17 protein-coding genes are annotated in these 19,092 nt (G+C 73.4%); 12 read left to right on the top strand and 5 right to left on the bottom strand.

Going from position 1 to position 19,092, the window contains the following annotated elements; all coding sequences use genetic code 11:
• Positions 1 to 64 precede the first annotated feature (64 nt).
• Positions 65 to 2,119 (top strand): SpoIIE family protein phosphatase, encoded by a 2,055-nt coding sequence (locus ACFY8U_RS04615; RefSeq protein ID WP_389565539.1) that lies wholly within the window; start codon positions 65 to 67, stop codon positions 2,117 to 2,119.
• Positions 2,120 to 2,179: 60 nt separating this feature from the next.
• Here ACFY8U_RS04615 and ACFY8U_RS04610 read toward each other — a convergent pair whose 3' ends face one another.
• Positions 2,180 to 5,068: a SpoIIE family protein phosphatase gene (locus tag ACFY8U_RS04610; protein ID WP_389565536.1), complete on the bottom strand. Its 2,889-nt coding sequence runs from the start codon at positions 5,066 to 5,068 to the stop codon at positions 2,180 to 2,182.
• A gap of 247 nt (positions 5,069 to 5,315) precedes the next feature.
• Between ACFY8U_RS04610 and ACFY8U_RS04605 the strand changes: the two genes are divergently transcribed.
• Complete coding sequence (locus ACFY8U_RS04605) at positions 5,316 to 6,797, top strand: AlkA N-terminal domain-containing protein (RefSeq protein WP_389565534.1); 1,482 nt, start codon at positions 5,316 to 5,318, stop codon at positions 6,795 to 6,797.
• Positions 6,798 to 6,812: 15 nt separating this feature from the next.
• Positions 6,813 to 7,310 (top strand): methylated-DNA--[protein]-cysteine S-methyltransferase, encoded by a 498-nt coding sequence (locus ACFY8U_RS04600; RefSeq protein WP_389565531.1) that lies wholly within the window; start codon positions 6,813 to 6,815, stop codon positions 7,308 to 7,310.
• Positions 7,311 to 7,344: 34 nt separating this feature from the next.
• Here ACFY8U_RS04600 and ACFY8U_RS04595 read toward each other — a convergent pair whose 3' ends face one another.
• The gene (locus ACFY8U_RS04595) at positions 7,345 to 8,064 is read right to left on the bottom strand and encodes an NAD-dependent deacetylase (RefSeq protein WP_389565529.1); all 720 of its coding nucleotides are present in this window, start codon (positions 8,062 to 8,064) and stop codon (positions 7,345 to 7,347) included.
• A 66-nt stretch (positions 8,065 to 8,130) separates the two neighbouring features.
• Between ACFY8U_RS04595 and ACFY8U_RS04590 the strand changes: the two genes are divergently transcribed.
• From ACFY8U_RS04590 to ACFY8U_RS04580, 3 genes are read left to right on the top strand one after another with little or no spacing between them, the layout of a single operon-like run.
• Positions 8,131 to 8,340, top strand: coding sequence for a type II toxin-antitoxin system VapB family antitoxin (locus ACFY8U_RS04590; protein ID WP_361443094.1), 210 nt, complete (start codon positions 8,131 to 8,133; stop codon positions 8,338 to 8,340).
• Positions 8,341 to 8,344: 4 nt separating this feature from the next.
• Positions 8,345 to 8,866, top strand: coding sequence for an NUDIX hydrolase (locus tag ACFY8U_RS04585; protein ID WP_389565526.1), 522 nt, complete (start codon positions 8,345 to 8,347; stop codon positions 8,864 to 8,866).
• 1 nt (position 8,867) lies between these two features.
• Positions 8,868 to 9,071 carry a hypothetical protein gene (locus ACFY8U_RS04580; protein ID WP_389565524.1) on the top strand — a complete coding sequence of 68 codons (204 nt, stop codon included), beginning with the start codon at positions 8,868 to 8,870 and terminating at the stop codon, positions 9,069 to 9,071.
• Here the strand turns inward: ACFY8U_RS04580 and ACFY8U_RS04575 are convergent.
• Both ACFY8U_RS04575 and ACFY8U_RS04570 read right to left on the bottom strand, forming a co-directional pair.
• Positions 9,021 to 9,515, bottom strand: a complete 495-nt coding sequence (locus ACFY8U_RS04575) for an NUDIX domain-containing protein (RefSeq protein ID WP_389565521.1) — start codon at positions 9,513 to 9,515, stop codon at positions 9,021 to 9,023. The two genes, ACFY8U_RS04580 and ACFY8U_RS04575, sit on opposite strands and share 51 nt — an antisense overlap.
• Entirely contained in the window at positions 9,512 to 10,579 is a 1,068-nt protein-coding gene (locus ACFY8U_RS04570; RefSeq protein WP_389565518.1) for an ADP-ribosylglycohydrolase family protein, read from the bottom strand. Before ACFY8U_RS04570 ends, ACFY8U_RS04575 begins: the two co-directional genes overlap by 4 nt.
• Positions 10,580 to 10,747: 168 nt before the next feature.
• Between ACFY8U_RS04570 and ACFY8U_RS04565 the strand changes: the two genes are divergently transcribed.
• Positions 10,748 to 11,902, top strand: coding sequence for a glycerate kinase (locus tag ACFY8U_RS04565; protein WP_389565515.1), 1,155 nt, complete (start codon positions 10,748 to 10,750; stop codon positions 11,900 to 11,902).
• Positions 11,903 to 12,680: 778 nt separating this feature from the next.
• On the opposite strand, the gene ACFY8U_RS04560 is transcribed toward ACFY8U_RS04565, so the two are convergent.
• The gene (locus tag ACFY8U_RS04560; RefSeq protein WP_361594556.1) at positions 12,681 to 13,880 is read right to left on the bottom strand and encodes a helix-turn-helix domain-containing protein; all 1,200 of its coding nucleotides are present in this window, start codon (positions 13,878 to 13,880) and stop codon (positions 12,681 to 12,683) included.
• A 179-nt stretch (positions 13,881 to 14,059) separates the two neighbouring features.
• On the opposite strand from ACFY8U_RS04560, the gene ACFY8U_RS04555 reads away from it, so the two are divergent.
• Genes ACFY8U_RS04555 through ACFY8U_RS04535 form a run of 5 tightly spaced genes read left to right on the top strand, consistent with a single transcriptional unit; the run spans position 14,060 to position 19,030 of the window.
• The gene (locus ACFY8U_RS04555; RefSeq protein WP_389565513.1) at positions 14,060 to 14,878 is read left to right on the top strand and encodes an ABC transporter ATP-binding protein; all 819 of its coding nucleotides are present in this window, start codon (positions 14,060 to 14,062) and stop codon (positions 14,876 to 14,878) included.
• Between the two features lie 58 nt (positions 14,879 to 14,936).
• Positions 14,937 to 15,779, top strand: coding sequence for an ABC transporter ATP-binding protein (locus ACFY8U_RS04550; RefSeq protein ID WP_361594560.1), 843 nt, complete (start codon positions 14,937 to 14,939; stop codon positions 15,777 to 15,779).
• Complete coding sequence (locus ACFY8U_RS04545) at positions 15,776 to 16,666, top strand: branched-chain amino acid ABC transporter permease (RefSeq protein WP_361443071.1); 891 nt, start codon at positions 15,776 to 15,778, stop codon at positions 16,664 to 16,666. The genes ACFY8U_RS04550 and ACFY8U_RS04545 overlap by 4 nt, the downstream gene beginning before the upstream one ends.
• Positions 16,659 to 17,762 carry a branched-chain amino acid ABC transporter permease gene (locus tag ACFY8U_RS04540; protein ID WP_389565508.1) on the top strand — a complete coding sequence of 368 codons (1,104 nt, stop codon included), beginning with the start codon at positions 16,659 to 16,661 and terminating at the stop codon, positions 17,760 to 17,762. Before ACFY8U_RS04545 ends, ACFY8U_RS04540 begins: the two co-directional genes overlap by 8 nt.
• The gene (locus tag ACFY8U_RS04535; RefSeq protein ID WP_361443065.1) at positions 17,759 to 19,030 is read left to right on the top strand and encodes an ABC transporter substrate-binding protein; all 1,272 of its coding nucleotides are present in this window, start codon (positions 17,759 to 17,761) and stop codon (positions 19,028 to 19,030) included. Before ACFY8U_RS04540 ends, ACFY8U_RS04535 begins: the two co-directional genes overlap by 4 nt.
• Positions 19,031 to 19,092: the final 62 nt, after the last annotated feature.

The following is a 19,092-nucleotide window of genomic DNA, read 5'->3' as shown; positions in this document are numbered from 1 at the left end:
CCGCGTCGAGGGCTCGGCTAGGGTGATCGGGTAGGAAGACACCCCCCGGGGTTAGGTCGGATCGTTGGACACTACTCAGTCGCCGAGTGAGACGCCGGAGCGACCACCGGCGGCCATCGGTTACGCCGGTGTCCTGCGTGAACTCCTCCCGATCGCCCTGTGGCGGGAGGACTCCGACGGGCGGGTCGTCGAGTGGTCGCTCGCCGCCCAGGACCTACTGGGATACCGCCCGGACGACGTGCTCGGGCAGGTGGCGACACCCATCCTGGTGCCCGACGCCAACCAGGAACTCGCCGGACAGCTGACCCGGCGCGTCCAGGCGGGCGAGACCGTCGTGGGCACCCTTCCGGTGCGGCACCGCGACGGTCACGAAGTGACCATGGAGATGTGGATCGTCCCCGCCGCCGACCCCCGCGGGCGGCCGGGCGCCATGCTCATCGCGGTCGAGACCTCCGAGGTCCTGCGCATGCGGGACTCGCTGGCCGCGCTCCAGAGCCTCTTCACCCAGTCCCCGATCGGCCTCGGCACCCTCGGTACCGACCTGCGCTTCATCCGCGTCAACGACGCCCTGGCGCGGATGAACGGGGTCCCGGCCGCCGAGCATGTCGGCAGGCGGCTCACCGAGGTCGTGCCCGGCGTCAACGCCGCCGCCCTCGAAGCCACCATGCGGGAGGTCCTGGAGAGCGGCCGGGCCTTCGTCGACGTACGCCGCACCGGCCGGACCCCCGCGGACCCCGACCACGACCGGACCTGGTCCTGCTCGTACGCCCCGCTCCTCGACGGCTCCGGCCGGCGGCTCGGCCTGATCGCCTCCCTCATCGACATCACCGAGGGGCAGCGGGCCCTCGTCGAGGCCGAACGGGCCAGGCGCCGCTTCGCCCTCCTCGCCGAGGCCGGAACCCGGATCGGCACCACCCTCGACCTGCTCCAGACCGCCGAGGAGATCGTCCAGGTCCTCGTGCCGCAGCTCGCCGACTCGGCCGACGTACAGCTGCTCGAATCCGTGCTCGAACCCGACGAGGCGGCCGCCACCCAGGGACTGCTGCGCCGGCTCGCGGCCGTCTTCCCCGACCCCACCGCCCCCACCGCGCTGCTCACCCCGGGCCAGACCTTCCAGATCCCGCTCGGCACCGTGTACGAGCAGGTCATCACCGACGCCCAACCGCTGAACCTCTACCACTCCGACCTCCCCGCGCTCTTCCCCGACCCCCGCACCGAACCCCTGCGCGCCTACTTCGAGGCCAACACCGGTTCCGCGCGCCTCGTGCCGCTCGTCGCCCGCGGCACGGTGCTCGGCGCCGTCACCGTGACCCGGCTGCGTGAGCGCGAACCCTTCGACGAGCAGGACTTCGTCCTCATCGACGAACTCGTCGCCCGCGCGGCCCTCAACATCGACAACGCCCGCATGTACACCACGCAGCGGGAGGCCGCCCTCACCCTCCAGCGGAGTCTCACCAACAACGCCCTGCCCACGGTCGACGGCCTGGAGCTCACCGGCCGCTACCTCCCGGCGAGCGACCACGACGTCGGCGGCGACTGGTTCGACGTCATCGCCCTGCCCGAGGGGCGCACGGCGCTCGTCATCGGCGACGTCATGGGCCACGGCATCCACGCGGCCGCCGTCATGGGCCAGCTCCGTACGGCGGTACGGACCCTCGCCCGGCACGGCGTGCCCCCCGCGGAGCTGCTCCGCTCGCTCGACGACGTCGTCGCCGACGTCGGGGAGGACGAGATGGCGACCTGCCTCTACGCCGTCCACGACCCGGCCACCGGGCGCGTCGTCGTCGCCCGGGCCGGTCACCCGCCACCCGCCGTGGCCACGGCCGACGGGGCGATCACCTTCCTGGAGGGGCCGCCCGGCACCCCGCTCGGCACCGGCGGGCAGAACTTCGGGACCGAGGAGCTCCTGCTCCCGCCCGGCAGCCTGCTGGTGCTGTACACCGACGGCCTCATCGAGTCCCGGGACCGCGACCTCGACGAGGGCATGGACCGGCTCGCCGAGGTGCTGCTCCACCTCGAACAGCCGCTCAGCCGGCTGTGCGACGACATCCTCGAGCAGCTGCTGCCCTGCGCCCCGGGGGACGACGTGGCCGTCCTCCTCGCCCGCACGTCCCTGTGACCACCTGGGGGCCGCGACCTCCGGGGGTTCCGGGAGGCGTGACTCCTGGGGGCCGGCGGCTCACCAGGCGAGGTCCTCCAGCGCGTCCAGGTCCGGCACCACCATCGCCGGCAGCTCCGAGTCCGGCGTGGTCAGAGGCAGTTCCGCCCAGATGACCTTGCCCCGCTCGGTGTAGCGCGTACCCCAGCGCTCGGCGAACTGGGCCACGAGGAACAGACCGCGGCCACCCTCGTCGGTGGTCGCCGCGTAGCGCAGGTGCGGCGCCGTGCTGCTGCCGTCGAAGATCTCGCAGATCAGCCGGCGGTCGCGCAGCAGCCGGACCCGGATGGGCTCGGCGCCGTACCGGATCGCGTTGGTGATCAGCTCGCTCAGGATGAGCTCGGCCGTGAACGCGATGCCGTCCAGGCCCCAGGAGGCGAGCTGCTCGGCGCCGGCGTTGCGCACCCGGGAGACGTGCGCCGGATCGGCGGGCACGTCCCACTCCGCGATCCGCGCGGCCTCCAGCCGGCGGGTGTCCGCGACGAGCAGCGCGATGTCGTCGTCCGGGGCGGGCACGAGCAGCGCCGCCAGGACGTCCGTGCAGGCCTGCTGGGGACTGCGTCCTGTGGTGGCCAGAGCCTCGCCCAGGAGTGCGAGACCGGTGTCGAAGTCCCGGTCGCGGTCGACCAGCAGACCGTCCGTGAACAGCACCAGACGGCTGCCCTCCGGCAGGTACAGCTCCGTGGTCTCGAACGGCATCCCGCCGACCCCCAGCGGCAGCCCGGAGGGCATCTCCGGGAACTCCACCCGGCCGTCCTGGTGGACGAGCGCGGGCCCCGGGTGCCCGGCCCGGGCCATGATGCACCGGCCGTCGGCGGGGTCGTAGATGACGTACAGACAGGTGGCACCGGTGATCCGTTCGCGCCCCTCGTCGCCCTCCGCCGAACCGCCGGCCGCCGAACCGCCCGCCGCCGAGCGGTCCTCCGCCGAGCGGCCCTCCGCAGGACCGGCGAGTCCCGTACCGGCCTTCGCCTCGGAGCCGGAGCCGGAGCCTGCACCGGAACCGCGTTCCGCGCTCGAGCCGCCCGCCGATTCGCCCTCGGATCCGCGGTCGATCCGGTCGATGCGGTCGATCAGCTCGTCGAGGTGGCCCAAAAGCTCGTCCGGCGGCAGATCCAGGGTGGAGAAGTTGTGGACCGCCGTACGCAGCCGCCCCATCGTCGCCGCAGCATGCAGCCCGTGCCCGACGACATCGCCGACGACCAGCGCCACCCGCGCGCCCGGCAGCGGGATCACGTCGAACCAGTCCCCGCCCACCCCGGCCTTGGCGGGCAGATACCGGTACGCGACATCCACGGCGGACAGGTCCGGCAGGATCCGCGGCAGCAGGCTGCGCTGGAGCGTCACCGCCATCTCGTGTTCACGGGTGAACCGGCGGGCATTGTCGATGGAGACCGCGGCGCGCGCGGTCAGCTCCTCGGCGAAGGTCAGATCCTCCTCCCCGAACGCCTCCTGCGTCCCGGCACGCCAGAAGTTCGCCATCCCGAGGACCACACCCCGGGCCAGCACCGGTACGGCGACGAGCGAATGCAACCCGTACGCGAGGGCCTCGGCCGCGCCCTCCGGGTCCTGGGCCCGCCAGCCGTCCGCCGTGTTCAGGTCCTCCACCAGGACCGCGCGACCGCTGTCCAGCGCCATCGCCATCGGCGTGGTCGGGACGACACAACGGATCAGGTCACCGACCGGCTGGAACGGATGCTCGGCGCGGAAGCCTGTCAGCGCCGTCCTGCGCATCTCGGTGAACGCGCCCGACGGCTCCTCGCCCCGGAGCACCGGCTCGAGCAGCTCCACCGTGACGAAGTCGGCGAAACGCGGAACGGCGACCTCCGACAACTCCTCCGCCGTCCGCACCACGTCCAGTGTGGTGCCGATCCGCACCCCCGCCTCGTACAGCAGCTGCAGCCGTCCCCTGGCCACCTCGGCCCGCCCCGAGACCGTGGCGAGCTCGGTCGAGTCACGCAGCGTCATCACGGTGCCGGTGGGCCGGCCGCGATACGGCGCCGTGGGACGCACGTTGACGGCGAGCAGCCGGTCGCCCGCCAGATGCACCTCGTCGTTGACGACCCGTCCGGAGGAGAGCAGCGCGGCGGTGCGGGGATCGAGGCCCAGCTCGTTCACATGCCGCTGCTCGGCGTCGGGGGCCAGGTCGAGCAGCCGCCGGGCCTCGTCGTTGGCGAGCAGCAGCCGCAGGTCCGCGTCGATGATGAGCACCCCCTCGCGCACGGCGTGCAGCACGGCCTCGTGGTGCTCGTTGATCCGGGTCATCTCGACCGGGCCCAGGCCGTGGGTCTGCCGCCGCAGCCGCCGGCTCACCAGCGCCGCGCCGCCCACCGCGAGCACCAGGGCGCCCGCGGCCGTGCCGAGCAGCAGCGGCAGCTGGTCCTCGACCACGTTGCCGACGTTCTCGATCTCGATGCCGGTACTGACCAGGCCGACGATGTCGCCGTCCTCCGTACGTACCGGAACGATGGCCCGGACGGCGTCCGAGGGCTCCCCGTGGAAGATCTCCGTGAACGACTCGCCCCCTCGGGCGCGCGCGAAGTCGCCGGTGGAGCGCTGCCCGATCAGCTCGGGCCTGGAGTCCGTGTAGCGGATGCCGTCGGGCGTCATGACGGCGAGGAAGTCGAGACCGGAGGCCAGCCGAACGCTCTCGGCCCGCGGCTGGAGCAGGGCGGTCGGATCGGGGGCGCGCAGGGAGTCCACCAGACCCGGGGCGTGTGCGAAGGCCTCCGCGGCGGCGAGCGAGCGGTTCCGGGCGTCACGCTCCGTGTCGTAACGGGCCTGGAAGATCAGGGCCAGCGCGCCCACGGTGACGAGCAGCACCACGATGACCGCCTGGAGGGCGAACACCTGCCCGGCGACGCTGCGCAGCCCCAGCCCCTTGGGCTGGTGGCCAAGCCGTCCGCTCATGGGGTGCTTCTCGGTGATTCGGCTGTCGTCGGAGCTGCTGGCGTCAGGGATTCTGCACTCACCCGTCCACTTCCTCGGTTCCTCGGCCCGCCGGCGGCGTCGGGAATCCGCTTCTTCCATGCTGCTCCAGTGTCGGCGGGATATCGAGGCGGGGCGAGTCGCGGGGGGCCGGGCAGGGCCCGCTCCCCGAAGGTCCATGTCGTTTTCTCGCCAGCGGACGCCCCCTCGGGTCCCCGACCATGGAGGCATGCACACCGACACCGAGCGCTGCGTCCGGGCCGTCCGTTCGAAGGACGCCCGCTTCGACGGCGTGTTCTTCACCGCCGTCCTCACCACCCGGATCTACTGCCGTCCCAGCTGCCCGGTCGTGCCGCCCAAGGCCGAGAACATGGTCTTCCACCCGAGTGCAGCCTCCTGCCAGCGCGCCGGATTCCGCGCCTGCAAGCGCTGCCGTCCCGACACGAGCCCCGGCTCCCCCGAGTGGAACGTCCGTGCCGACGCCGTCGCCCGGGCCATGCGGCTGATCCAGGACGGGATCGTGGACCGCGAGGGCGTCCCGGGCCTCGCCACCCGGCTCGGCTACTCCACCCGCCAGATCGAACGCCAGCTCCTCGCCGAACTCGGCGCGGGGCCGCTCGCCCTGGCCCGCGCCCAGCGCGCCCAGACCGCGCGGCTGCTCATCGAGACGACGCCGATGCCGATGGCCGAGATCGCGTTCGCGGCCGGCTTCTCCTCGATCCGTACGTTCAACGACACCGTCCGCGAGGTCTTCGCGCTGGCCCCCGGGGAGCTGCGTGCCAGGGCCGCGCGGTCGCCGGCCGCCGACGGCGCCCCGCGTACCCCGGGCGTGATCGCGCTCAGGCTGCCGTACCGCTCCCCGCTCAACCCCTCGAACCTCTTCGGCCACCTCGCCGCGACCGCCGTCCCCGGGGTGGAGGAGTGGCGGGACGGCGCCTACCGCCGGACCCTCGCCCTCCCGCACGGACACGGCATCGTGGCCCTCACTCCCCGGCCCGACCACATCGCCTGCCGGCTCTCCCTCACCGACCCCCGCGATCTGACCCACGCCATCAGCCGCTGCCGCTGGATGCTCGACCTCGACGCCGACCCGGTCGCCGTCGACGAGCAGCTGTGCACGGACCCGCTGCTCGCGCCGCTGGTGGAGTGGGCGCCCGGGCGGCGCGTGCCCAGGACCGTCGAGGCGGCCGAGTTCGCCGTACGGGCCGTGCTCGGCCAGCAGGTCTCCACGGCCGCCGCCCGCACGCACGCCGCCCGCCTCGTCACCGCGCACGGTGTCCCCGTGGAGGACCCCGAGGGTGGACTCACCCACCTCTTCCCGGCCCCCGAGGCGCTCGCCGGCCTCGACCCCGAGTCCCTCGCACTGCCCCGCAGCCGCCGCACCACCCTCCTCACGCTGGTCCAGGCCCTCGCCGACGGCTCACTGAGTCTCGGCCCGGCCACCGACTGGGACGAGGCCCGCGCCCGGCTCCTCGCCCTGCCCGGCTTCGGCCCCTGGACCACGGAGGTCATCGCGATGCGGGCGCTCGGCGACCCCGACGCCTTCCTCCCCGGCGACCTCGGCGTCCGCCGCGCCGCCGGGGGGCTCGGCCTGCCCTCCACGCCCGCCGCGCTGACCGCCCGCGCCGCGCGATGGCGGCCCTGGCGCGCGTACGCCGTCCAGTACCTCTGGGCCACCGACAGCCATCCGATCAACCACCTCCCGGCATAAGGAAGTCGTCCCGCCATGCCCGACGTCCGGCACACCGTCATCGACAGCCCGTACGACCCGCTGACCCTGGTCGCGGTCGACGGCGAGCTGAGCCGCATCCATATGACCGAGCAGCGCCATCGCCCCGCCGAGGAGACCTTCGGAGAGCCGGACCCGCGCCCCTTCGGCGAGGCGATCCGTCAGCTCGACGCGTACTTCGCAGGTGAACTGACCGAGTTCGACCTGCCGTTGAAGCTGATCGGCACCCCGTTCCAGCTGCGCGTCTGGGAGCGGCTCCACACCATCCCGTACGGCGAGACGCGCACGTACGGCGAACTGGCGGAGGCCCTCGGCAACCCGGGCGCATCCCGCGCCGTGGGCCTCGCCAACGGCAAGAACCCGGTCAGCATCGTCGTACCGTGCCACCGCGTCGTCGGGGCGGGCGGTTCGCTGACCGGATACGGCGGCGGGCTCGGCCGCAAACGGCGGCTGCTGGCCTTCGAGTCGGGCGCGGAACCGGACGCGCTCTTCTAGCGGCGAGCTTCGGCGGAGGGCTCAGGCCGGGTCATCAGCGCAGGCCCTCCAGGAGCGCGGGCAGGGACGTGCCGATCGGCTCGCGCACCACCTCGTCGGCGAGCGCGTCGTACGGCGTGGGCTCGGCGTTCACGATGATCAGCCGGGCCCCGTGCTCGGCGGCGATCCCCGCGAGCGAGGCGGCCGGCTGGACCTGCAGGCTCGTCCCGACCGCGATGAACACCTCCGCCGCCTTGGCGATCGACATCGCCTCGCCGATGACCACCGGGTCGAGCCGCTGCCCGAACATGACCGTCGCCGACTTCAGGATCCCGCCGCATTCCAGGCACGGCGGATCCTCCTCGCCCGCCTCCACGCGCGCCAGGGCCTCGGCCATGGTGGTCCGGGCGTGGCACGCGGTGCACACCACCGACCGCGCGGTGCCATGGAGTTCGACCACCTTGCGGTCCGGCATCCCGGCGAGCTGATGCAGCCCGTCCACGTTCTGCGTGAGAACACGGACGGCGACCCCGGGCGCCTTCTCCAGCTCGGCGACGGCCCGATGGGCCGCGTTGGGCCGGGCCTTGAGCGCGGGGCTGTCCCACCGCATCCGCCAGGCCCTGCGGCGGATCTCGGGGTCGGCCATGTAGAACTCGTACGTCACGAGCTTCTCCGCCTCGGGGTCCTGCCGCCAGAGCCCCTGCGGGCCGCGGTAGTCGGGAATCCCGGAGTCGGTGGACACCCCGGCCCCGGTGAGAATCGCCACGAGAGTCATACGACGAGCGTATGCAGCCCGACGAACCCACCGCGAGCCGATTTCGGCGGGTGCTAGTTTCGCGCCATGGCCAAGGTGAACATCGAACTCGACGCCGAACTCGTCGTGGAAGTCATGGTCCTCGCGGGCGTCAACAACCCGCAGGACGCGGTCGAGGTGGTCGTCCGCGACTACATAGCCCGCGGACACCGCACGGAGGCCCGCGTGGCCACACGCGAGGCCGAGGCCCCACCCCGCGGCGGCAACCCGCTGACGACCGAACCCCCGCAGGGCTGAGCCGGTGAGCACGCCACGACGCACCCCTCGACGCGCCGCCCGTGTCGCCGTACTGGATCCCGACGGCGCCGTCTTCCTCTTCCGCTACGACAACGAGGAGGTGGGCGTGCACTGGGCCATGCCCGGCGGCGGCCTCGAACCCGGGGAGAGCCCGCGCGACGGAGCCGTACGCGAACTGCGGGAGGAGACAGGCTGGGAGGGGATCGAGCCCGGCGCGCTGCTCTGCACCTGGGAGCACGACTTCACCCGCGCCGGAGTTCCCGTACGCCAGCACGAACACATCTACGTGGCGTACGGGCCGCGCCGCGCGCCCGCCGGGGACCTGGCGGCCGCGCACGCGGAGGACAAGATCCAGTTCGGGCGGTGGTGGAGCCCCGAGGAGCTGGCGGCGTCCGACGAGGCCCTCTGGCCGCCGGACCTGGCCGACCTGCTCGCCCGCTTCGGCGCGAGAGGCGGCGACGGCGGCATAGGGGATGGCAGCGGCATGCGGGGCGGCGGCGGGGACGGCGGCGGGGGAGCGGCCTGAGATGTCCGGGGATCCCGGCAGACGCGCCCGGATCCTGACCCTCGGGTGCCTCTACACCATCATCGTCGCCGTCCTCCTGGTCGTCATCGGGCTCGTGCTCGCCTCCGTCATGGTGACCTCGTTCTTCGACCGTCCGGCGGAGCCGAAGAACACATCACCCGACCGCGGGGCGGCCGTTCTCCAGCTCGGCGGGGCCACGGCCTGAGCCGAGGGCGTCGAGGGCCGCGAGGACACGTGGGCCCAGGGTCCCCAGGAGATGGGCGGTCACCTCGGAGGGTTCGATCAGCTTCCAGGAGAGCAGTTCCTCCTCCTGGAGGCGGATCGCCGCGAGCTGCTCGTCGGACAGCACCCCGCCGTCGTACACGTACGCCACGATCGGCGGCCGCCCCGTGCCGTGCGCCCAGTCGAGCGCGAGCAGCGCCCCCGGCGCCACGTCGAGGCCGATCTCCTCCGCCGTCTCGCGGCGCGCCGCCTGACGGGGCGTCTCGCCCGTGTCGGACTCGACCGTGCCGCCGGGCAGCACCCAGCCCTCGCGGTAGTTCGGCTCGACGATCAGGACGTGGCCCGCCGCGTCCCGGAAGAGCGTGGCGGCACCGGCGAGGACACGCGGCAGGCCGGCGATGTACGTGGCGTAGTCGGTCGTCGTCATTCCGTCAGCGTAACCAGCCGGAGTGTCCGCTCGGCCAACTCGCCGATCCGCACCCCGTCGAAGCCGAACACGGCGCTGCGCACCCGGTCCCGCAGCGGCTCCGACCACTGTGGCGGGATCGCCGCCGCCCCGCACAGCACCCCGGCCACCGAGCCCGCCGTCGCCCCGTTCGAGTCGGTGTCCAGGCCGCCGCGGACCGTCAGCGTGATCGTGGTGGTGAAGTCCCCGCCGCCGTACAGCAGTCCGGCCGTCAGGACCGCCGCGTTGGGGACCGTGTGGATCCAGCCCAGCCCGCTCGTCCGCTCCGCGAGCTCGCCGAGGGCGTCCGACCAGTCCACGCCCGACTCGTACAGCGCGATCGTGTGCCGCACCGTGCGGGCGAGGCGACTGCTCGCCGGGATCCGCTCCAGCGCGGTCTCCAGCGCGGAGCGCACGTCCGGCGCCGTGAACGCGGCGGCGATCAGCGCGGCCGCCCACATCGCGCCGTACACGCCGTTTCCCGTGTGCGACAGCACCGCGTCCCGGCGGGCGAGCGAGGCGGCGCGGCGCGGGTCGCCGGGGGAGGTCCAGCCGTAGACGTCCGCCCGGATCAGCGCACCGATCCACTCCTGGTGCGGGTTGTCGTACGTCGCGGTCAGCGGCGGCCTCAGACCGTTGGCGAGGTTGCGGTAGGCGGTCCGCTCGGCCGTGAACGTCTGGAGGTACGGCAGCCGCAGCAGCCAGAGCTCGCCCACCTGCTCGGTCGTGAAGGCGAAACCGCGGGTCTCCAGGAGGTGCAGGCCCAGGATGGAGTAGTCGATGTCGTCGTCCCGGCAGCTTCCGTCGATCCGCCCGCGCACGCAATGCGGCCACTCGGGCCGGAGCTCGAACCCCGCGACGTCGGCGGGCGGCGGGGGCAGGTAGTCGGTGAGCGGGAGCGCGTCCGTCAGCCGCAGGTACCGGTCGATGTGCTCGGGCGTCCAGTGGTCGCCCCGCTCGACGGGCTTGCCGAGCATGTTCCCGGCGATCCGTCCCGTCCAGCCGCCGAGGATGCGGTCGGCGAGTTCGCCGTGCGTGAGCGCCATACGTCCGGTGTACCGAATCCACCGTCCCGGCGCGCGCCGACGCGTCCGGGCGCTCGGATGGCACCCTTATGGTGCGAAATATCGTCTTATCAGGGGGTGGCACGGTGTCGGGGGGTGCGGATAGGGTCGGCTCGGCGCGACTGCACGTTCGAAAGCAAGGGATGCAAGGTGACGGACGGAGCAGTAACTGAGGTCGCACGCGTACTCGTCGCGGCCGACAAGTTCAAGGGCTCGCTCACGGCCGTACAGGTCGCGGAGCGGGTCACAGCAGGTCTGCGACGGGTCGTCCCGGAGCTGGAAGTGGAGACCCTGCCGGTTGCGGACGGCGGCGACGGTACGGTCGCGGCCGCGGTGGCGGCCGGTTTCGAACGCCGTGAGGTACGGGTGGCCGGGCCGCTCGGCGAGCCGGTGACGGCGGCGTTCGCGCTGCGCGGCACCACGGCGGTCGTGGAGATGGCGGAGGCCTCTGGCCTCCAGCTGCTTCCGGCCGGTGTGTTCGCGCCGCTGACCTCGACGACGTACGGCTCGGGCGAGCTGCTGCGTGCGGCGCTGGACGCGGGCGCGACGACGATCGTCTTCGGCGTCGGCGGGAGCGCGACGACGGACGGTGGCGCGGGGATGCTGGCCGCGCTCGGGGCGGTCTTCCTGGACGGCGCGGGCGAGCCGGTCGGACCGGGCGGAGCCGCGCTGGCCTCGCTCGCCTCCGCCGACCTGTCGGGCCTCGACCCGCGGTTCGCCTCGGTCGAGCTGATCCTGGCCAGCGACGTCGACAACCCGCTCACCGGGCCGAAGGGCGCTCCGGCCGTGTACGGCCCGCAGAAGGGCGCGACGCCGGAGGACGTCGAGACGCTGGACGCGGCGCTCGCGCACTTCGTGACCGTCCTTGAGAAGGCGATCGGCCCCAAGGCGTCCGAGTGCGCGGTCGCGCCCGGCGCGGGCGGTGCGGGTGGCATCGGGTACGGCGCGCTCGTCGGTCTGGACGCGAGCTTCCGCCCCGGCATCGAGCTGATGCTCGACGTCCTGGGCTTCGCCCCGGCGCTGGAGCGGGCCACGCTCGTCATCACGGGTGAGGGCTCGCTCGACGAGCAGACGCTGCACGGCAAGGCCCCGGCGGGCGTCGCGGCGGCGGCGCGAGCGGCGGGCAAGGAGGTCGTGGCGGTGTGCGGCCGCCTGGCCCTCCCGCCCGAGGCCCTCGGCAAGGCAGGCATCCGCCGCGCCTACCCCCTGACGGACCTCGAACCGGAACCGTCCAAGTCCATGGCCAACGCGGGCCCGCTCCTGGAACAGGTGGCGTCCAACATCGCAAGGGACTTCCTGGCGTAGCCCCGGCGCGGCCAGGCCGGGGTGAACCCCCACGCCCCTGGAGGCGCGGCGAGGCCGGGGTGCACCCCACGCCTCTTGTTAGCCACACCGGCAACTGCCGGCGGGCCCGGCCCGCCGGGGCCGCCCCCGCCGCCCGAAGCTGCCGACTTGGCGGGGTCGCGGGCCAACGGCCCGGGCGTCGCGCGCGAGGTGGTCGTCCGTGCCCGTGTCGCGGGCGTGGAGGCGCGGTCCGACGGGCCGGGCGTACGGTGCGAAGCTGCCGACCTGGCGGGGCCCCGGGCCAACGGCCCGGGCTTCGGCGGGCCGCCGCGCGAAGCGGTCGCCGCGGGCCGACGGTCCGGGTGTCGCGCGCGAGGGGGTCGTCCGTGCCCGCGTCGCGGGCTCCCGGCCGTGGGTGGGGGCGCGGTCCGAAGGGCCGGGCGTACGGCGCGAAGCCGCCGGCCTGGCGCGGCCACGGCCGACGGGGTCGGGCGTCGCGTGCGAGGCGGTCGTCCGTGTCCGCGTCGCGGGGCCCCGGCCCTGGGTGGACGCGGTCCGACGGGCCGGGCTTACGGCGCGAAGCTGCCGACCTGGCGCGGCAGCGGGCCAACGGCCCGTCGCGCGCAGAGGGGTCGTCCGCACCTCCCGTCGCAAGGCCCCCGGCCCAACGGGCCACGCCGTCCCGACGGCGCGAAGCCGCCGCGCTTCGGGGGTGGGGTGCGGACCCCGCATCAGCCCCCACCCGCCCCCGGCAGGGTTTCGGGAAGGGGTGGGGTGGGGGAGCCCCCCCCGGCGCCCCTCAGCCCGGCGCCGTCAGGCGGAACGCGTCCAAGGCCAGCGTCATCTCCGTCAGGTCCCGCGGCCGTGACAGAGACCGGGACGTCAGCTGCTCAAGGCGGCGCAGGCGGTTGAAGACCGTGTTGCGGTGACAGTACAGACGCGACGCCGCCCGCCCCGCCGACCCCTCGCAGTCCAGCCAGACGTCGAGCGTCTCCAGCAGGACCGCCCGGTCCGCCGGATCCAGCTCCAGCAGGCCGCCCAGGACGTCCGCCACCAGCAGCCCGGCCAGTTCCGGCTGCCCGACCACCAGCGCGCCCGCCATCCGGCGGTCCAGGCGGACGATCTGCCGGGAGTCCGGCGGACTCGTCCGCAGCGCCAGTTCCGCGAGCCTCCGCGCCCGGCCCAGCTCCGCGAGACCGGTCACCACCGGGCTGATCCCGCCCGGCCCCGGGCACCGCCCCTGAAGCAGCTCCGACAGCGCGTCCAGGCCCGTGCCCTCCGCCAGCGACACCACGCCGATCTCGCAGTCCGCGCCCATCCGCCACAGGAACCGCACCCCGGCCCCCTGCACCCGCCGGTGGAACGGCTCCGGCACCTCCCGGCGGTCGTGCCGCAGCACCACCACCGCATACCGCCCGTGCTCCGGCAGGTCCAGGCCCGCCGCGGCCTGCGAGGTCACCTCCGGCGAGCGCTGCCCCTGGAGCAGCGCGTCGAGGAGCGCCTGAAGCTGCTCGTCCGTGCGGCGCCGCAGCTCCAGCTCGGTCGACCGGTACGCCTCCGACGCCGTGTCCGCCTGCGCGTCCACCGCCGACCACACGATCGTCGCCGACTGCGTCAGCGCGGCGAGGCGCGGCGGGAACGCCGAGGCCTCCTCGATCAGCGCGTCCCACACCAGATGCCCGGCGTGCCGGTACGCGTGCACCACCAGCTCCAGCGGCATCCCCTGCTCGGCCCGCCGCCGCCCCATCTCGTCCGCGTGCTCCAGATCCCGCCGAGGCGAGTCCCGGGGCGCCGAGATCATCTCGATCCCGATCCGCATCGCCTCGTGGGCCTCCTGCCAGTGCTGGTCGTACGGCACGATCCGGCCGTACGCCGGCTCGTACTCGTGCAGGTCCCTCAGATGCTCGTCCACCAGTTCCGGCAGCCGCTCCAGAAGTGCCGTGCACGCCTCGGCAAGCAGCTTCCAGTCGTCACCGGTCCGCGGTCTGCGCCGTCCCATGCCCGGAGGATGCCACCCCCGCCCCCGTCCCGACAGGCCCCTGACACGCGGTGTTGTGCGCGTGCACAACCCACCCCGGCGCCCGCTGGTCACCGGCAGCGTTTCGGCCGCCGCACGTGGACGGACGGCCGCCGCGGTGCTGGGGTGAGCGCCACTGAACGGGCCACGGAAGGGGAACCATGGGAGGGACCGCACTCGCCCTCGAGGTCGCGGACCTGTCGGCGGGGTACGGGCCGGTACGCGCTCTGAGGCAGGTGTCGCTCACCGTGCCGGAGGGCGGCGTCGTGACCGTCCTCGGCGGCAACGGAGCGGGAAAGTCCACGCTGTTGCGGGCCGTCTCGCGCACACTGTCGTTCCACGGCGGGGCCGTCGTCTCCGGCACCGTGAGCTTCGGTGGCCGCCCGATCGGCGGGCTCGCGCCCGACCGGGTCGTCGCCGCCGGGGTCTCCCAGGTGCCCGAGGGCCGGCAGGTGTTCGCCCGGATGACGGTCGAGGACAACCTGCGGGCGGGAGGACTCGGCGCGCGCGGCGACCGCGCCGCGAAGGCGGCGGCCCTGAAACGCGTCCACGAACTCTTCCCCGTCCTCGCCGAACGCGCCCACCAGCGCGCGGGTCTCCTCTCCGGCGGCGAACAGCAGATGCTCGCCGTCGGCCGCGCGCTGATGGCCTCGCCGAAGCTGCTGCTCCTGGACGAGCCCTCGCTCGGCCTCGCCCCGCTCATGGCCGCCCGGATCGCCGACACCATCCGCGAGATCAACGCCCAGGGCACGGCCGTCCTCCTCGTCGAACAGAACGCGGCGCTCGCGCTGCGGCTCGCCTCCGTGGCGTACGTCCTGGAGGTCGGCGAGGTCACCCTCTCCGGCCCGGCCGCCGAACTCGCCGCCTCCGACGAGGTACGCCGCCGCTATCTGGGCGTCGTCGACGAGGACGCCGCCGCCGACGCGGCGACCGCCACGACCGCCCACCCCGTGCTCTCCCGCTGGGAGGGCGGCCGATGACGACGCCCACCGCCCGGCCCGACGGCGCCCGCCCGACGCAGTCCCGTGGAGAGAACCGATGAACCAGCTCCCGCCTCCCGGCGAGGCGGCCGAGGCCGGCGCCGGGGCGGACCGTACCCCCGCCGTGTCCGTACCCGCCCTCGACGTCCGTGACGTCACCGTCCGCTTCGCCGGGCTCACCGCCCTCGACGCCGTCTCCTTCACCGTCCGCCCCGGCACCGTCCACGCCGTCATCGGCCCCAACGGCGCCGGCAAGTCGACCTGCTTCAACGTGCTCTCGGGTGTCTACAAGGCGACCTCCGGCAGCGTCCGCTTCGGCGCACACGAACTCACCGCCCTGCCCCCGCACAAGATCGCCGACCTCGGGGTCGCCCGCATCTTCCAGAACCTCGCGCTGCCGCCCCGCGCCACCGTCGAGGACAGCCTGATGCTCGGCCGCCACCGCCTGACCCGGACCGGCTTCCTCGCCGCCGGGCTCCGGCTGCCCTCCGCCGCCCGCGAGGACGCCCGCCACCGCGCCCGCGTCCGGGAGATCGCCGCCTTCGTCGGCCTGGAGAAGCAGCTCGGTCAGCCCGCCGGATCGCTTCCGTACGGGCAGCAGAAGCTTGCCGAACTGGCCCGCGCCCTCTGCATGGAGCCCAAGCTGCTCCTTCTCGACGAGCCTGTCGCGGGCATGACCGCCGACGAGCGCCGTCGTACCGCGGCCGTCATCGCCGGCGTCCGCGACAGCCTCGGGATCTCCATCGTCCTCGTCGAACACGACATGGGAGTGGTGATGCGGCTCGCCGACGCCGTCACCGTCCTCGACTTCGGCCGTCGGATCGCCGACGGCGCCCCCGGCGACGTACAGAACGACCCGGCGGTCGTCCGCGCCTATCTCGGAGAGGAGACCGCCGAGTGACCACCTTCGCCGAACTCCTGCTCAACGGCATCTCGTTGGGCTCGATCTACGCCCTCATCGCCCTCGGCTTCGTGGTGATCTTCCGCGCCACCGAGGTCGTCAACTTCGCCCACGCCTCCCTGCTGCTCGCCGGCGGCTACTTCACCGCCGTCCTCCACGACGACATCGGCTTCTGGCCGGCGCTGCTCGTCGGCATCGGCGGCGCGGCCCTGGTCGGCGCGGCCGTGGAGTTCCTCGTCATGCGCCGCTACCGCGGCTCCGACCACAGCGTCCTCGCCATCGTGACCATCGGCGTCGACATCCTGCTCGCCACCGAGCTGACCCGCCGTATCGGCACGGACATCCTGTCGCTCGGCGACCCCTGGGGCGACGCCGTCGTCACCTTCGGCCCGGTCACCCTCGCGCAGACCAGGATCGCGGCCTTCCTCGCCGCCGCGCTGCTCATCACGGCGTTCCTGCTCGCCTTCCGGTACACCTCCTGGGGCGTCGCCATGCGCGCCGCCGCCGAGAACCAGGAGACCGCCGCCCTCATGGGCATCCGCCTCGGCCGGGTCTCGCTCGGCGCCTGGGCGGTGGCCGGCGGGCTGGCCGCCGTCGCCGCGCTCTTCCTCACCGTCTTCCCGACCCCCGGTCTGGAGCGCTCCACCTCCTTCGCCGCGATGAAGGCCTTCCCCGCCGCCATCCTCGGCGGCCTCGACTCCACCACCGGCGCCCTCGTCGGCGGCCTCCTGGTCGGCATCACCGAATCCCTCGCCACCGGCTACCAGGGCGATCTGACCTTCCTCGGCCGGGGCATCGGCGACCTCGCCCCCTATCTGGTGATGGTCGCGGTGCTGCTGATCCGTCCGGCCGGACTCTTCGGTACGAAGGAGCTGGCCCGTGTCTGACGCGCTCACCCGCCGTGGCGCCGCCACGCTCGCCCGTCCCCGTGTCTACGGATGGGCCGTCGCCGGCCTCGTCCTCGCCGCCTTCCCCTTCTACCTGGACCGCTTCTGGCTCCAGGCCGGGCTCTTCGCCATGGCCGCCGCGATCGGCGCCATCGGCATCAATCTGCTGACCGGCGCCACCGGCCAGCTCTCCATGGGCCACGCCTTCTTCCTGGCCGTCGGCGCCTACGGCTACTGCGCCTTCGCCGGCGACGGGGCGGACGGGCTCAGCGGGCTCGGCCTGCCGGGCTGGCTCGCCGCCGTCCTCGCCGTCGCCCTCGCGGGCCTGGCGGGCGGAGTGTTCAGCCCCATCGCGGGCCGGCTCACGGGCGCGTACCTCGGTATCGCCACCCTCGCGCTGATCTTCATCGGCCAGCACGTCCTCTTCAACGCGCACGACCTCACCGGCGGCTTCAACGGCCGGGCCGTGCCCCCGCTCAGCCTCTTCGGTCTCACCTTCGACGACGCCGAACTCCTCGTCGCGCAGGTGCCGTTCGGATCCGCGGAGAAGCTCTGGTACCTCGGCCTCGTCCTTCTCCTCGCGGGCGCCCTCTTCGCCCGCGGAGTCCTCCGCGGCCGCCCCGGCCGCGCCATGAACGCCATCCGGGACCACCGGATCGCCGCCGGGGTCATGGGCATACCCGTGGCCCGCTACCGCGCCGCCGTCTTCGTCCTGTCGTCCATGTACGCGGGCCTTGCCGGTGTCCTGCTCGCGCTGGTCTTCCAGCGGACCGTGCCGGAGTACTTCGGCATGCTGCTCTCCCTCGAATACCTGGCCATGATCGTCATCGGCGGTCTCGGCTCGGTCGCCGGTGCGGTGGTCGGAGGCGTCTTCGTCTCCCTCCTCCCGCAGCTCCTCAACCGGTACAGCGACGCGCTGCCCCTGGTCTCCGCCCCCGGGACGGGCGGGATCGCACCGGGGGAGGCCGCCCGCTATCTCTACGGCGCCGCCGTCGTCGCGGTGGTGCTCTTCCTGCCCGGAGGCCTGGTCCGGCTGGCCACCCGGAAACCCAAGCGAACCGACCGACCCTCGCACTCCTCTGGGGAGGAACGATGATCCACCGACGACAGGCGACCAGAACCATGGCCGTCGCGCTCGCCACCCTCGTCGCACTGACCGCCGCCGGCTGCAGCTCCAAGGCCAAGAGCGGCGACGACAAGGGCACCGGCGCGGGCGGGGTGAAGTCCGGCAAGGGCATCACCGACAAGACGATCGCGGTCGGCGCTCTCACCGACATGACGGGTGTGTACGCCACGCTCGGCAAGAGCGTCACGCAGGCGCAGCAGCTGTACGTGAAGCAGGTCAACGCGGCCGGCGGGATCTGCGGCCGGCAGCTGGAGCTGACGGTCCGCGACCACGGCTACGACCCGCAGAAGGCGCTCTCCGCCTACACCGAGCTGGAGCCCAAGGTCGCCGGCTACATGCAGTTCATCGGCTCCCCGTTCGTCGCGGCCGTCAAGCAGCGCGTCGACGGCCAGGACAAGGGCCTGGTGCTGCCGCAGGCCTGGTCGGCCTCGCTGCTCGGCTCCCCGTACATCCGCGTCCTCGGCTCCACGTACGACGTCGAGACGATCAACGCCGTCGACTTCCTGGTGAAGGAGAAGGGCCTGAAGTCGGGCGACAAGCTCGGCCATGTCTACTTCGAGGGCGACTACGGCGAGAACGCGCTGGCGGGCTCGAAGTACGCGGCCGAGAAGGCGGGTCTGACGGTCGTCGAGCAGAAGATCAAGCCCACGGACAACGACATGTCGGCGCAGGTGGCGGCGCTCAAGCAGGCGGGCGTCAAGGGCATCGTCATCAGCGCGGGCCCGCGCCAGGCCGCCTCCCTCGTCGGCGTCGCGGCGGCGACGAAGCTCCTGGTACCTGTCATCGGCAACAACTCGGCCTTCGCGCCGCAGCTGCTCGGTACCCAGGCCGGCCCGGCGCTGGAGAAGATGTACTGGTTCGCCTCCCCGAGCCTGCCGATCGGCGCGGACACACCGGTGGCGAAGAAGCTCGTCGCCGACTACAAGGCCGCGTACCCGAGCGACAGCCTCGACAACGGCATCGTCGCGGGCTGGACGGCGGCGAGCGTCTTCGGCGAGGCGCTGAAGAAGGCGTGCGACGCCAAGGACCTCAGCCGCGAGGGCATCGACAAGGCGCTGCTGACCCTGAACGCGTACGACGCCGGCTTCGGCACGCACGACTTCAGCGACCCGAAGGCCCCGTCCTCGCGGGAGTCGGTCATCCTGCAGCCGGACAAGTCGGTCCCGGGCGGGATGCGAACGGTCCGCGAGCCCTTTGTCTCGGACGCGGCGAAGGCCTTCACCCCGAAGGTGGGCTGAGCCAGGCGTACGGGAGCCCCGCCGCGCACCCCGCGCGGCGGGGCTCCCGCGCGCGCTCCCGC

It is taken from the genome of Streptomyces sp. NPDC012508 (assembly GCF_042902595.1).
Lineage (GTDB): Bacteria > Actinomycetota > Actinomycetes > Streptomycetales > Streptomycetaceae > Streptomyces.
The sequence above is the reverse complement of the archived record's forward strand: the minus strand, read 5'-3'. Positions and strand labels throughout refer to the sequence as shown.

Bases quoted from the DNA above. Each gene is read 5' to 3' on its own strand.
- ACFY8U_RS04570 (WP_389565518.1), bottom strand. From the start codon at position 10,579: ATGGCGCTCACGCACGGCGAACTCGCCGACCGCATCCTCGGCGGCTGG.
- ACFY8U_RS04590 (WP_361443094.1), top strand. From the start codon at position 8,131: ATGGCCAAGGTGAACATCGAACTCGACGCCGAACTCGTCGTGGAAGTC.
- ACFY8U_RS04595 (WP_389565529.1), bottom strand. From the start codon at position 8,064: ATGACTCTCGTGGCGATTCTCACCGGGGCCGGGGTGTCCACCGACTCC.
- ACFY8U_RS04580 (WP_389565524.1), top strand. From the start codon at position 8,868: ATGTCCGGGGATCCCGGCAGACGCGCCCGGATCCTGACCCTCGGGTGC.
- ACFY8U_RS04605 (WP_389565534.1), top strand. From the start codon at position 5,316: ATGCACACCGACACCGAGCGCTGCGTCCGGGCCGTCCGTTCGAAGGAC.
- ACFY8U_RS04575 (WP_389565521.1), bottom strand. From the start codon at position 9,515: ATGACGACGACCGACTACGCCACGTACATCGCCGGCCTGCCGCGTGTC.
- ACFY8U_RS04610 (WP_389565536.1), bottom strand. From the start codon at position 5,068: ATGAGCGGACGGCTTGGCCACCAGCCCAAGGGGCTGGGGCTGCGCAGC.
- ACFY8U_RS04560 (WP_361594556.1), bottom strand. From the start codon at position 13,880: ATGGGACGGCGCAGACCGCGGACCGGTGACGACTGGAAGCTGCTTGCC.
- ACFY8U_RS04535 (WP_361443065.1), top strand. From the start codon at position 17,759: ATGATCCACCGACGACAGGCGACCAGAACCATGGCCGTCGCGCTCGCC.
- ACFY8U_RS04600 (WP_389565531.1), top strand. From the start codon at position 6,813: ATGCCCGACGTCCGGCACACCGTCATCGACAGCCCGTACGACCCGCTG.
- ACFY8U_RS04555 (WP_389565513.1), top strand. From the start codon at position 14,060: ATGGGAGGGACCGCACTCGCCCTCGAGGTCGCGGACCTGTCGGCGGGG.
- ACFY8U_RS04550 (WP_361594560.1), top strand. From the start codon at position 14,937: ATGAACCAGCTCCCGCCTCCCGGCGAGGCGGCCGAGGCCGGCGCCGGG.